The organism is Mycobacterium sp. E3251 (assembly GCF_001666835.1).
Classification (GTDB): Bacteria; Actinomycetota; Actinomycetes; order Mycobacteriales; family Mycobacteriaceae; genus Mycobacterium.
On the sequence record NZ_LZJF01000198.1, the window covers coordinates 1 to 10,923 of the forward strand.

Genomic DNA, 10,923 nt, shown 5'->3' on the forward strand with positions numbered 1-10,923 from the left:
GCTCCGACATGATCAGCACCTCGTGCTCATCGTCGAAGGCCTGGAAGATCCAGGTCTTGCGGATGCCGGCCGCGACGAATCTGTCGGTGGCCGAAGCGACTTCGGCGGCCAGCGCGGACACGTCGTGCACGGAGGCGATGGTGGCGACCACGACGCCGGGTGCCTCGGGCGTCGCGGCCGGCGCCCGGACGAACCTGTCGACGATCTCGCCGGCGAAGACCGCCGGGATGTCGTCGACGCCTGCCGCGTCGAACCAGTCGAAGAAGACCCGCGAGCGCAGCAGCTCCACAATCGGCTCGCGGCTGTGGACTCCGATCATCACCAGCACGCGGCCGTAGTCGTGCGTCGAGGTGTAGACCAGGACGTGGTGGGCGCCGATGTCGGCCAGGGCGGCTTTCCTGCGCTCGAGCAGAGGCCATACCCGGCTGGGATCCGGAACGCGGTAGTCCGACGCGATCACCATCGAATGAATGTCGCCGTCACTCAACGGAGTTGATCCTTCATCACTTTCCCGGTGGCATTGAGCGGCAGCTCGTCGAGAAACTGGATGGATCTCGGCGCTTTGAATCCAGCCATCCGCTCTCGGCACCATATCAGCAGGTCATCCTCGGACACCTGCGTTTTCGTTACCACGAAGGCCTTGCCCACCTGGCCGAGCCGGTCATCGGGGACACCGACGACCGCGGCTTGCGCCACCGCCGGATGCTCCAGTAGGTAGCCCTCGATCTCCGCCGGGTAGGCGTTGAACCCGCCCACGATGAACATGTCCTTCTTGCGGCCATTGATCCGGAGCCGGCCCGACGCGTCGAGGCGGCCCAGATCGCCCGTGTGCAACCAACCGTCCGTGTCGATCGCCGCGGCGGTGCCCTCCGGGTCGTCCAGGTATCCCTGCATGACGCCGTAGCCGCGGACCAGCACTTCGCCGTCCCCGGCGATGCGCACCTCTACCCCCTCGCACGGCAGCCCCGCGGTGGTGGCCACGTCCTCGAACGAATCGCCGGGCCTAGACAGGGTGACGTTGCCCGCCTCGGTCAGTCCGTACCCGGTCATCAACGTCTGGAAGGGCAATTCGCCGTGGATGCGACGGACCAGTTCCACGGGGATGTCGGCCGCGCCGGTCACGCCCGCCCGCAGCGTCGAGAGCTTGGACTTGTCGCCGACCGTCAGCAACGAGTGGTACAGCGTCGGCGGACCGGGCAGCATCGTGACACGTTCGCGCTCAACGAGATTCACCACCGTGTCGACGTCGAAAACCGCGACGGGCAGCATGGTCGCACCGCGGAGAAACGACGTGATCAGCCCCGCTTTCAGGCCGAACGTGTGGAAATACGGGTTGATCTGCAAATAGCGGTCACCCGGGCGCAGATCCGCGAGCGTCGCCCACTCCTCGTACATCCGCAGCGTCTGGCGATGGTTCATCATCGCGCCCTTCGGGCGGCCGGTCGTGCCCGAGGTGAAGATGACGTCGGCAATGTCGGTGCCACCCACCGCGCATTCGAACGGGGAGCCGCCGGAGAGAAAGCCGGATTTCAGATCGATGGCCGGTATCCCGGCGGGCGCGGTGTAATCCTGCCCGAGAAAGCCCTTCTGGACCAGGACGGCCTTTGCCTTGCTGCGGGTGATGATGTCGCCGGCTTCGTCGGCCTTGAACCGGGTGTTGACCGGAACCAGCACGCCGCCTGCGGTGAGCAGTCCGAAGGCCGCGATTATCCACTCCGCCGAGTTGGGCGCCCAGATGGCGACCCGATCACCCTTTCCGATCCCGAGCTCAGCGAAGGCACCTGCGGCGCAACGGATTCGCGCCACCACTTCGGAGAAGGTGAAGCGCAGCGGACCGTCCACGATCGCTTCCGCGTCGCCGAAGCGGTCCGCCGCGCTCAAGACCATCTCGGGGATGGTCTGCCAGTCAGGTCCGATTGGCCGGTCTGTCACACCGTGACGAGCCGAGCGAGGTTGCCGCCCATGATCTTCGCCTGGTCGTCGGTCGACAGGTGCGACAACGCCTCGATGTAATAGGTCGGCTCCGCCAGCCCCTCCGGGTGCGGCCAGTCCGAGCCGTAGAGCACCTGATCCACACCGACGAGGTTGACCAGGTCGTCGATGCCGTCCTCGAAGAACGGGCTGACGTGAATCCGACTCTTCACCATCTCGACCGGGTCGCTGGGGAACGCTTCCGGGGCCTTGCGGAAGACCTCGGCGAGGCCGTCCAGCAGCGGGGTCATCCACTTCGAACCGGCCTCGACGATCGCGACCTTCAGCTTCGGGTGGCGATACAGCGCGCCGTGGATGACCCACGAGCCCACCGCGTCCTGGATGGGCCGCCACTCGTTGAGGATGCCCATCGCGTTGGTCTGGAACGGCAGCATCTCCTGCTCGGCGCCGTCCCACTCGGAGGTGTACCGCGAGTAGCCGCTGTCGCTGGAGTGCATGCCCACCAGCACGTCGTGCTCGACGACCCGCTCCCAGAACGGGTCGAACTCGGGTACCGCGAACGACCGCGGACCGCGGAAACCGGGGACCGGCGCCGGGCGGACCAGGATGGCGCGGGCGCCACGCTTGACCGCCCACTCCAGCTCCTCGATCGCCTTTTCGACGATGGGCAGGGTGATGACCGGGGTGGTGAAGATGCGGTTCTGGTAGTTGAAGCCCCAGACCTCGTCCAGCCACTCGTTCAGCGCATGGATCAGGACGTGGATGGCTACCGGGTCGTCACGCAGCCGCTCCTCCAGGAGGCTGGCCAAGGTCGGGAACATCAGGGTCTTGTCCAGGCCCAGCTCGTTCATCGTCTCCAGGCGTGGGCCGGGTTCGAAGAACGCCGGGATCGCGCGCATCGGCTCGCCGAACAGCTCGCGCTTGCTCTTGCCCTCGGGGTTGCCGTACTTGAAGTACTCCTCCCAGGCCCCGGGCCTGGCGACGACCTCGAAGGTCGGGTTGGGAATGTAGTTGCTGATCTGGCCGCGGATGGCGATCTTGGTGCGACCGTTGATCTGCACGTACTGGACGTAGTCCTTGTACTCCTTGGGCAGGAACTTGGTCAGCGCCTCCGGCGGCTCGTAGAGATGGTTATCGGCGTCAAAGATCGGGAACGGGACGTCCACCCTGTGCGACAACTGGCCCATGAAATCCTCCTTCGCAATTTTTGAGAATTGTATTCTCTGCAGGTGTCGAACCGCAACGCACCCCGTGGATCGCCAGGGGCGGATCAGCAAGCGATGACGATTTTGAAGGTGGCCGTGGTGGGTTCGCTGGGTTTGTCGGCCTTGGAGCCGTGTGCGGTGCCGGTGATGGTGAACCTGCCGCCGTTCAGACTCATGTCCGCGTCACCTTCGCCCCCGCGCGAGTACATGCCGGTGAAGTTGCCCAGATTGCGGATGTGGACCGACTCGGCGGAAACCGGGTCGGCTCGCTCGTCGATCACGACATTTGCTCCGGAGAAGTCGCCGCCGATGTCGATCGTCCGGGTCCACTCCCGCTGACCGCATTTGACGACGTTGAACTTCGTGTCGGTCCCATTGACGGTCACGGAGGCGGTGCTGGAGATTTGGGTCGGCGGCCGCGGGGTGCATGCGCCGAGCATGGTGACCCCCAGTGACGCCGCGAGCATTGCCGCAATTCGATCCCGCATGGGCGCCCCTGTCTTCGCTGACGATAGCTCTTCGGCCTGCGGCGACGATGTTATTCTCGCACCGAGAGAATGCCAATCCCGTCTGTCTTTCCAAGGAGCGATCACGCATGGTGGACCTGGAGATCGATGACGGGTTAGCGGTGCTGACCATCGATCGCCCGCACGCGCGCAATGCCATCGCGCTGGACACCATGCAGCAGCTGGAGAAGGCGCTCGACGCCGCGGCGGGCGCCAAGACCCTGGTGATCAAGGGGGCCGGTGATCGGGCTTTTGTATCCGGCGGCGACCTCAAAGAGCTGCGCGCTCTGCGGACCGAAGAGGATGCCGCGGCAATGGCCAAGCGGATGCGCGCGATTTGTGACCAACTGGCCAGCTTCCCGGCCCCGGTGATCGCCGCGCTGAACGGCCACGCCTTCGGCGGCGGCGCCGAGGTTGCCGTCGCCGCCGACATCCGGCTGGCGGCCGACGACATCAAGATCGCCTTCAATCAGGTGGACCTCGAGATCATGCCGGCCTGGGGCGGCGCCGAGCGGCTGGCGGAGCTGGTCGGAAAGAGCCGGGCGCTGTTGTTGGCCGGCACCGGCACCGCCCTCACCGCGGACGAGGCCGAGCGAATCGGCTTGGTGGACCGGGTGTTCCCCCGCGCGTCCTTCGACGAAGGATGGCAGTCCATCGCGAGGTCGCTGGCCCGCCACCCCGCAACCGAGATAAAGCGCGTGATCAGCGGAGTTTCGGCGGACGAAGCGATAGCATCCTTCGCACGGCTGTGGGTTGCCGACGCACACTGGCGGGCCGCAGAGCGGGTGATGAACCGCACGACGAGTGCGCGACGGGCGGCCGGAGGAGCGAAATGACGGTCAGACGGTTGGGCGTGTGCGCACTGTCTTTGTCGGCAGCGCTGGCGGGTGCGACCGGTTCACTCGTGAGCGCCGGCCACGCCCATGCCGACCCGGTCATGCATCACGTCACCTACACGGTCACCGCGCAGAATCCCATCTACACCGACATTTACTACCTGGACCACCAGCCGGAGAAGTTCTCCGATTACAGCCACAACCCCTACTCGTTCACACCGCATGTCGATGTCGACCTGGCCCCGGGCAAACCGTGGAGCTTCGATCTGGACATGTCGGACCCCAATGATTACGCGATGGTCGTGGCGAGCACGGGCACCGAGCCCGGCACGCCTGGGCTTCACTGCGACTTGGCGGTCGACGGGTCCGTCGTGGTATCCAAGGACGGCCCCAAGGGCGTGCTCTGTTCGCTGCGCAACTGGTGAACCACCCAGGCACGCGGCATACCGGGGATGGGTTGCGGCTCGCCTTCCAGGCGGCGCAGGTGGCTCTCGACCAGCGCCATGGTTTCGGCGTGCCCGCCGGACATGCCGATCGCCTGCTCGAGCACCAGCATCCGCGACAGGCTGGTCATCAGCACCGTCCAGACCACCGGCGGCATCTCGGAGGTGTCCTCGCCGTAGCGTTGCAGCGCGGCCGCCACCGCTTCGCGCTGTTCGTCACGGAAACGCTCGGCGTAGTAAGCGATTTCGGCTCGCATCTCCTTGCGATGGTTCGCCAGCGCCATGAATTCCATGGAGATGCGGGTGAACCCCGGATCGGTGCCGAATCTCCACAGCGCCCACAACGGCTGCGGCGACTGCAGCGCTGCGGCCTGAAACCGCAGGCCTTCCTCGGCGCGGCGCCGGAAGACTTCGAGGAACAGGTCCTCCATGGTGCGGAAGTAGTAGTGCACCAACTGGGGCTTCAGCCCGGCCTTGCCGGCGAGGCGACGCGACGTGACGGCGGCGTAGCCCTCTTCCAGCATCAGCTGTTCGGCCGCGTCGAGCAGCAGGCCGCGATTCTTCGCGTCCGGCGCTCCAATCCTGCGAGCCGATGTCATGTCCCCGCTCCGTAGTGTGTGCCATCCCCGTATCGACCCCACGGATCGTATCGCGGTGCGGCGCCCTCGATCTTGACCCTGACATTACCGTCATGCTAAGCAGGTGCTCAGCACAATTTCGGTTCTCGAAATCGGGCGGCGCCAAACCTGCCGCCGTACACCGCCGGTAATCCAGCCCAGGGGAGACGCAATCCGATGAGTGACTATGAGTCGATCGACTTCTTCACCGATCCGTCCCTGGTCCCAGATCCGCACCCTTACTTCGACTACCTGCGCGGTCAGAACCCGGTGCTGCGGCTGCCGCACTACGGCGTCGTCGCGGTCACCGGTTACGACGAAGCCTGCGAGGTTTACAAGGATCCGGAGACGTTCTCCAACATCGTCGCCCTCGGCGGACCGTTCCCGCCGCTGCCCTTCACGCCCGAAGGCGACGACATCGGTCCCCAGATCGATGCGCACCGCAGCTCTTTTCCGATGTTCGAGCACATGGTCACCATGGATCCGCCGGAGCACACCAAGGCCCGCTCCGTGCTGGCCAAGCTGCTGACTCCAAGCCGGCTGAAGCAAAACGAGGAGTTCATGTGGCGGCTCGCCGACCGCCAGCTAGACGAGTTCCTGCGCAACGGCGAGTGCGAGTTCATCGCCGAGTACTCAAAGCCCTTCGCCACCTTGGTGATTGCCGACCTACTTGGCGTGCCGGAAGAGGATCACAAGGAGTTTCGCAAGGTCCTGGGCGCCGATCGCCCCGAAGCGCGGGTGGGCGCGTTGGATCACGAGTCGGTCGGTATCAACCCACTGGAGTGGCTCGACGACAAGTTCTGCAACTACATCGAGGATCGGCGGCGCTCGCCCCGCGGCGACGTGCTGACCTTCCTGGCGGAAGCGAAGTATCCGGACGGCTCGACGCCACCGGTGATCGAGGTGGTCCGCTCGGCAACGTTCCTCTTCGCCGCCGGACAGGAGACCACCGCCAAGCTGCTCAGCGCCGCCCTGCAGGTGCTCGGCGATCGCCCCGACATCCAGCAACAGGTGCGCGAGGACCGCAGCCTGATCCCCGCGTTCATCGAGGAATCGCTGCGCATGGACAGCCCCGTCAAGAGCGATTCGCGTCTGGCCCGCCGGGCAACGAGCGTCGGCGGTGTCGAGATCCCCGCCGGCACCGTGGTGATGGTGCTACCGGGCGCCGCCAACCGCGACCCCCGCCGGTTCGACAACCCGCACGAGTTCGACTTGCGCCGCAAGAACGTTCGCGAACACATGGCGTTTGCGCGGGGCGTGCACTCGTGTCCCGGTGGGCCGCTCGCCCGCGTGGAGGGGCGTGTCTCGATCGAACGGATCCTGGACCGGATGCCGCACATCGAAATCAACGAGGTCCATCACGGGCCGGCCGCCGATCGTCGCTACACCTACGAGCCGACCTACATCTTGCGGGGCCTGAGCGACCTGCACCTGAAATTCACCACCGCGGACGCGATCGCGTCCGTGGGCTGAGTCAAAGCGTCATGCCGACGAAGTAGCAGCCGAGCAGGGCGGCGGCCATCAGCACCACCCACGCGTCGGTAAGCCGGCACAGCAGCACCGGAGCGTTTCGGACCTCCATGAACTCACGAAAGATGATGCGCACCTTGACAAGTGCGATCACTATGACGCTCGACGTGACCATTGCACTTGACTTCAGCGTGCCGGCCCGGCCTCCCGCGGAGTGGTCTATCCACAGGTAGCCAAGGGTGAGGGCCGCCAGGATCGTCCATACCATCAGCAGTCGTTTGTTGAACTTGATTCCGATCACCTCACCACGTAGAGCAGCGCAAAAATCAGCACCCAGAGGAAATCAACGGTGTGCCAATAGGTCGCGCAGGTTTCGACGAGCTGCTGCGATTCGTTTGCTTCGTGCGCCTTTCGGGTCTTTTCGCGAAGTTGGTAGACGATGACGCCGAGGGCGACGAAGCCGATCAGCAGGTGCACGAAGTGGATGCCGGTGAGAAAGAAGTAGTAGGTGAAGAAGTCGTTGCTGTTCAATCCATTTCCCGTGCGCACCAAGCGGGCCCACTCGAAGACCTTGAAGAAGAGGAAAATCGCTGCGAATGCGGCCGTGATGAACACCTCGCGCAGCGCCGCGCGGTAGGCACCGGCCCGCGCCGACTGGACACAACGCGCCACCGACCAGGAGCTCAGCAGCAGAACCAGGGTGTTGACAACCCCGACACGTAGGTCGAGGTGGGCCTGCGCGTGCAGGAAGAGCTCGGGACTTCGGGCGCGGTAGAACAGGTAAAAGCCGAAATACCCTGTGAAAACCAGCGTCTCGAACAACACGAACGCCCACATGTCGGGTTGCCCCGGCACGAATCGGGCACTTTGGGGCGCTTCGCTGAGCTCAGCCATCAGGCCGCGGCCCTGACATCGGCGTGCCCGGCTTTCCATTTACGCGGCAGCTCGGGCAGCGGCCCGGTGCCGAAGTCCTCACGGCGAATCATTTGAAAGAGCATGACGATGAAAGTCACCTGGTAGACGCCGAACACGACCATGTCCAACCACCAAGCGATCTGACCGTTCCAGGCCAACACCCCCCGCTGGAAGATCCAGCACGGTGACACGACAACCTCGGTCAGGGCGTTGCACAGATTGAGATAGCCAAACCACTTAGGGAACACCCGATTCTTGTCGAGCAGAATCGCGACCATCCAGATCAGCGAGCCGATCAGGAACACTCCCATCGTCCCGTCGAACGACAAGAAGGCGAAGTCGTAGAGCCATCCGATCGCTTCGGGGTCACGTTCCGGTCGCAGGGTCCCGACGATCAGCGCGATGCAGAGCAGCAGCATCCCGGGAACCGCACTGAGCGAATAGATGATCAGATACGAATAGCCGAACGCGCGGCTGACGGACATGCGTCGCATCGAGTACGCGATGAGGGCATTGTTGATCGCGATCATCCCGCTGATGGCGAAGATGACACCGAAGCCAAAAGGTATGCCTAAGTGGCGTTCAGAGAACCAGTGGACCTGCGTCGCGAGGTCCCAGGTGGGCTGCGGCGGCGGCTGGACTTGCGCCACGACGAAGAACATCGGGAAGAAGACGTTGTAGAACACGATCATCGTCCACCACGCCAACCAGAGCTCGCGCTTGGGATTGTGCCGCAGATGCCATGCGATTCGTTGATGCGGTGGGCCCTGGGGCGGCGTCGCCAGGGACTTCGGCGCCGCGGTCACGCCGCTCACGCGGTGACCAGTTCGCCCGGCTGCCCTCGGTTCTCGGCGCGTTCCCGATAGATGGCTTGTCCCAACACCACGCCCATCACGACGATCCAGACGGCAATGGCAACGTTTTTCACCCAGAAGGACAGGAAGCCGTCCCAGGCCAGCGGGCCGGTCAGTGAGATACCGACGAAGGCCGCGGGCACCAGTGCGACCGCCACCAGGAGGTTGAAATGGGCCACCCAACGGTTGAAGACCGGGCGCGGTTGATCGTCGAAATAGATTGCGAGGGACAGGATTACGCTTTGCCCGATCAAGAACGGGACCAGGATGGTGAAGGTCATCCAACCGAAATCGTTGAGCAGCTGGGTCAGCTCCGGGCTGCGTTCCGGGCGGAAGGCGGCCAGCAACCAGCAGACGTTCGCAACGAGGAAAAGAGTCGGGCCGCCTGCCACGCAGCCCAGCATCGCGTAGGAGAAGATCGGTGTGCGATGAGCCATTCGGCGGATCTGCAAGACGATGAGAGCCAGAATCGGCACCAGGCACACGCCAAACCAGTTGAACAGAATCATGCTGTACCGGATCTCCGGGAGGTGTGCCGGATCGCGATAGAAAGCGGCAACCTGGTCCGCCGGCATCGTGGGCGACATCGGCGGGTTGAAGCCCGGAAACAGAAGGAACGAGGCGACCCATAGCAGCAGCGCCATCGGCAGCGTCCAGAGCAGGATCAGCTCGCCGTCGGTCCGGCGCGGCGCGGGCCGCGTCAGCCCCTGGCCTCGTGCATCGCCACCGTCGACGTCGGACATCAGCGCTCCCTCCCGCACGAGATCCGTCACCACCCGGCTAGTCAGCCGAAGCTAGCCGATCGGCTAGCTTGGAGTCAATATCGTCGTCTAGTCTCAGTGGGTGGGAACAGCACGCCAACCGGTCACCGGTGGACAATTCGGGCTGATCGAGCACAGCGCGGCCCGGACGCGAGTACTCGACGCCGCGTTGGATCTGTTCGCCACGCACGGTGTCAGCGGTACGTCGTTACAGATGATCGCGGACTCCGTCGGTATAACGAAAGCCGCTGTCTACCACCAATTCCGGACCAAAGAGCAAATCGTCATCGCCGTGACCGAGCGCGAGCTCGGCCGGCTCGAGCCGGCACTCGAGGAGGCCGAGGCATACGGCGACGGGCCTCAAGCACGAGATGCGTTGTTGGTACGCGTGATTGAGATGGCCGTTCGCGATCGCCGGTTGGTGCGCACGCTGCAATTCGATCCTGTGGTCGTTCGATTGCTGGCCGAGCACAAGCCGTTTCAATTTTTCATGAATCGCCTGTACCGGGTGCTGCTGAGCGATGCGGGCCTGGACGGGCGGATCGAGGCCGCCATGTTCTCCGGCGCGCTCGCCACCGCCGTCATGCATCCGCTGGTGGAAGACATCGACGACGGCACTTTGCTCGCCAGGGTTACCGACTTGAGCCGGCGCCTGCTAGGTCTGCCCCGGGGACCCCAAGGCTGACCAGAGCGGCTAGGTGTCGGCGCGGACCCAGGTCATAACGCCGTCGTGGGCAAAACAGATCAGGAACAGGCCATCGGGCGCTTGCGCGACGTAGTTCTGGTAATTCTGGCAGTCGGCGCCTTCGTCCTTGACTCCCGCCATCGGAGGTGACCGGAACCAACGCGGCTGGTATCTCCTCGGCGAGCCGCAGAACATCAGACGTCCGGGCTCCGAGGCGAACGAAACGTAACCGTCGGTTACACCGAACGCGTAGTAGGTGGTGTTGTCACAGGGCGCGCCCAAAACCTGATGCGGCATGATGCCCGGGGTGCAGGCGGGGTAGTCACAAACGGTCGGCCCGGCCGACGACGGCGCCGCCAGCACACCGGCGCCGAGCAACGCGGCAGCCATCGCCACGATGAATCGCACCCGATTACTTTGCCACACCTGAAAAGAAAATTCTCCTCCTTGGAGAAGATCACCCGGACCGAACGGCGTCGGCGCCGGGCCACCGCGGCGGGGTGCCGTCCCGCCCCGCGACGACCGCGCATTTCCGCATGTGGGGGGCACCAAGGCGGCGGCCGATGCCACGGTTGAGGCCGGGCCGAAGTGATAAGCTGCTTCTCCGTGCACGATCCGGAGGGGCCCGACGCCGACCAGTTCGATGACCCGGCGGACGTCACCGATCCCGACGAAACACAGTCGCGCTCAGGTGTCGAT

General features: G+C 64.6%; 14 protein-coding genes. 4 read left to right on the forward strand and 10 right to left on the reverse strand.

The features are described 5' to 3' along the window. The 4 genes from A5697_RS25565 to A5697_RS25580 form a co-directional block, all read right to left on the reverse strand. Positions 1–487 (reverse strand): fatty-acid--CoA ligase (locus tag A5697_RS25565; RefSeq protein WP_067944322.1); only part of this gene is annotated, 487 nt, incomplete at its 3' end. Next, complete coding sequence (locus A5697_RS25570) at positions 484–1,887, reverse strand: FadD3 family acyl-CoA ligase (RefSeq protein ID WP_068012561.1); 1,404 nt, start codon at positions 1,885–1,887, stop codon at positions 484–486. The genes A5697_RS25565 and A5697_RS25570, both read right to left, overlap by 4 nt. Before the next feature lie 41 nt (positions 1,888–1,928). Then, complete coding sequence (locus A5697_RS25575) at positions 1,929–3,119, reverse strand: amidohydrolase family protein (RefSeq protein ID WP_067944300.1); 1,191 nt, start codon at positions 3,117–3,119, stop codon at positions 1,929–1,931. Positions 3,120–3,202: 83 nt separating this feature from the next. Beyond that, positions 3,203–3,625 (reverse strand): lipoprotein LpqH, encoded by a 423-nt coding sequence (locus A5697_RS25580; protein WP_067944301.1) that lies wholly within the window; start codon positions 3,623–3,625, stop codon positions 3,203–3,205. Positions 3,626–3,732: 107 nt separating this feature from the next. On the opposite strand from A5697_RS25580, the gene A5697_RS25585 reads away from it, so the two are divergent. After that, positions 3,733–4,479, forward strand: a complete 747-nt coding sequence (locus A5697_RS25585) for an enoyl-CoA hydratase/isomerase family protein (RefSeq protein ID WP_067944302.1) — start codon at positions 3,733–3,735, stop codon at positions 4,477–4,479. A 101-nt stretch (positions 4,480–4,580) separates the two neighbouring features. Beyond that, entirely contained in the window at positions 4,581–4,904 is a 324-nt protein-coding gene (locus A5697_RS25590) for a hypothetical protein (RefSeq protein WP_082953596.1), read from the forward strand. On the opposite strand, the gene A5697_RS25595 is transcribed toward A5697_RS25590, so the two are convergent. Then, positions 4,820–5,521: a TetR/AcrR family transcriptional regulator gene (locus A5697_RS25595; protein ID WP_067944306.1), complete on the reverse strand. Its 702-nt coding sequence runs from the start codon at positions 5,519–5,521 to the stop codon at positions 4,820–4,822. The genes A5697_RS25590 and A5697_RS25595 overlap by 85 nt on opposite strands. Before the next feature lie 195 nt (positions 5,522–5,716). Between A5697_RS25595 and A5697_RS25600 the strand changes: the two genes are divergently transcribed. Next, entirely contained in the window at positions 5,717–7,012 is a 1,296-nt protein-coding gene (locus A5697_RS25600) for a cytochrome P450 (RefSeq protein WP_068012562.1), read from the forward strand. Between the two features lies 1 nt (position 7,013). Here A5697_RS25600 and A5697_RS25605 read toward each other — a convergent pair whose 3' ends face one another. The 4 genes from A5697_RS25605 to A5697_RS25620 are packed head-to-tail and all read right to left on the reverse strand — an operon-like array spanning position 7,014 to position 9,521. After that, positions 7,014–7,307 (reverse strand): cytochrome C oxidase subunit IV family protein, encoded by a 294-nt coding sequence (locus A5697_RS25605; protein WP_068012564.1) that lies wholly within the window; start codon positions 7,305–7,307, stop codon positions 7,014–7,016. Further along, complete coding sequence (locus A5697_RS25610; RefSeq protein WP_068012563.1) at positions 7,307–7,903, reverse strand: cytochrome c oxidase subunit 3 family protein; 597 nt, start codon at positions 7,901–7,903, stop codon at positions 7,307–7,309. Before A5697_RS25610 ends, A5697_RS25605 begins: the two co-directional genes overlap by 1 nt. Continuing rightward, positions 7,903–8,730 carry a hypothetical protein gene (locus A5697_RS25615; protein WP_068012565.1) on the reverse strand — a complete coding sequence of 276 codons (828 nt, stop codon included), beginning with the start codon at positions 8,728–8,730 and terminating at the stop codon, positions 7,903–7,905. Before A5697_RS25615 ends, A5697_RS25610 begins: the two co-directional genes overlap by 1 nt. Before the next feature lie 5 nt (positions 8,731–8,735). Next, a complete protein-coding gene (locus tag A5697_RS25620) occupies positions 8,736–9,521 on the reverse strand; it encodes a hypothetical protein (RefSeq protein WP_067944329.1) in 786 nt (261 codons plus the stop codon). Between the two features lie 100 nt (positions 9,522–9,621). On the opposite strand from A5697_RS25620, the gene A5697_RS25625 reads away from it, so the two are divergent. Continuing rightward, the gene (locus A5697_RS25625; RefSeq protein WP_067944311.1) at positions 9,622–10,224 is read left to right on the forward strand and encodes a TetR/AcrR family transcriptional regulator; all 603 of its coding nucleotides are present in this window, start codon (positions 9,622–9,624) and stop codon (positions 10,222–10,224) included. 9 nt (positions 10,225–10,233) lie between these two features. Here A5697_RS25625 and A5697_RS25630 read toward each other — a convergent pair whose 3' ends face one another. Beyond that, on the reverse strand, positions 10,234–10,614 hold the full coding sequence (locus A5697_RS25630; RefSeq protein ID WP_197501116.1) for a hypothetical protein: 381 nt from the start codon (positions 10,612–10,614) through the stop codon (positions 10,234–10,236). Between the last annotated feature and the right edge of the window lie 309 nt (positions 10,615–10,923).

Bases quoted from the DNA above. Each gene is read 5' to 3' on its own strand.
- A5697_RS25570 (WP_068012561.1), bottom strand. From the start codon at position 1,887: ATGGTCTTGAGCGCGGCGGACCGCTTCGGCGACGCGGAAGCGATCGTG.
- A5697_RS25575 (WP_067944300.1), bottom strand. From the start codon at position 3,119: ATGGGCCAGTTGTCGCACAGGGTGGACGTCCCGTTCCCGATCTTTGAC.
- A5697_RS25580 (WP_067944301.1), bottom strand. From the start codon at position 3,625: ATGCGGGATCGAATTGCGGCAATGCTCGCGGCGTCACTGGGGGTCACC.
- A5697_RS25585 (WP_067944302.1), top strand. From the start codon at position 3,733: ATGGTGGACCTGGAGATCGATGACGGGTTAGCGGTGCTGACCATCGAT.
- A5697_RS25590 (WP_082953596.1), top strand. From the start codon at position 4,581: ATGCATCACGTCACCTACACGGTCACCGCGCAGAATCCCATCTACACC.
- A5697_RS25595 (WP_067944306.1), bottom strand. From the start codon at position 5,521: ATGACATCGGCTCGCAGGATTGGAGCGCCGGACGCGAAGAATCGCGGC.
- A5697_RS25600 (WP_068012562.1), top strand. From the start codon at position 5,717: ATGAGTGACTATGAGTCGATCGACTTCTTCACCGATCCGTCCCTGGTC.
- A5697_RS25610 (WP_068012563.1), bottom strand. From the start codon at position 7,903: ATGGCTGAGCTCAGCGAAGCGCCCCAAAGTGCCCGATTCGTGCCGGGG.
- A5697_RS25620 (WP_067944329.1), bottom strand. From the start codon at position 9,521: ATGTCCGACGTCGACGGTGGCGATGCACGAGGCCAGGGGCTGACGCGG.
- A5697_RS25630 (WP_197501116.1), bottom strand. From the start codon at position 10,614: ATGGCTGCCGCGTTGCTCGGCGCCGGTGTGCTGGCGGCGCCGTCGTCG.